The 772-nt window shown below is 46.5% G+C and carries 3 tRNA genes and 2 rRNA genes; all 5 read left to right on the top strand.

What is annotated here, in order from left to right:
• Positions 1 to 84, top strand: a 23S ribosomal RNA gene (locus DZB84_RS24630); the annotation flags it as partial.
• A gap of 97 nt (positions 85 to 181) precedes the next feature.
• A 5S ribosomal RNA gene (gene rrf / locus DZB84_RS24625) occupies positions 182 to 297 on the top strand.
• Positions 298 to 305: 8 nt separating this feature from the next.
• Positions 306 to 381 (top strand) — tRNA-Val (locus tag DZB84_RS24620).
• A gap of 175 nt (positions 382 to 556) precedes the next feature.
• Positions 557 to 632 (top strand) — tRNA-Lys (locus DZB84_RS24615).
• 14 nt (positions 633 to 646) lie between these two features.
• Positions 647 to 727: transfer RNA gene (locus DZB84_RS24610), tRNA-Leu, on the top strand.
• Positions 728 to 772: the final 45 nt, after the last annotated feature.

The raw sequence follows: 772 nt of genomic DNA, 5'->3' as shown, positions 1-772 counted from the left end.
AAGATGACGAGGTTGATAGGTCAGAGGTGGAAGCATGGTGACATGTGCAGCTGACTGATACTAATCGATCGAGGACTTAACCAAAATGATGAATGTAGGAGCGTTATCTAGTTTTGAAGGAATGAATTTCCTATTGATTAATCTCGAAAAGAGATTATAATAAGAAATGTTCTTTTAATAGTCTAGTGACGATAGCGAGAAGGTCACACCCGTTCCCATACCGAACACGGAAGTTAAGCTTCTCAGCGCCGATGGTAGTTGGGACTTTGTCCCTGTGAGAGTAGGACGTCGCTAGGCGAATTAATGGAGGATTAGCTCAGCTGGGAGAGCACCTGCCTTACAAGCAGGGGGTCGGCGGTTCGATCCCGTCATCCTCCACCATTCTTAACTTGTACGAGCCATTAGCTCAGTCGGTAGAGCACGATCGAATATGCTTCGAAGCAATTACTTCAGCGTACCAATCGAGCTGCTACTAGAATAAGCTTTCTGAGATTGGGACGTCGTAGATGTACTCAATACGTGGGATGACTTGTATTATTCAGGTAATTCTTTGCACGAGCCATTAGCTCAGTCGGTAGAGCATCTGACTTTTAATCAGAGGGTCGAAGGTTCGAGTCCTTCATGGCTCACCATTCAATTTAAATATGCGGGTGTGGCGGAATTGGCAGACGCGCTAGACTTAGGATCTAGTGTCTTTGACGTGGGGGTTCGAGTCCCTTCACCCGCATTATGCGGAAGTAGTTCAGTGGTAGAACACCACCTTGCCAAGGTG

The organism is Bacillus sp. HNG, assembly GCF_003400205.1.
Taxonomy (GTDB): Bacteria; Bacillota; Bacilli; order Bacillales; family Bacillaceae_L; genus Ferdinandcohnia.
This window is presented reverse-complemented; position numbering and strand designations above follow the sequence as displayed.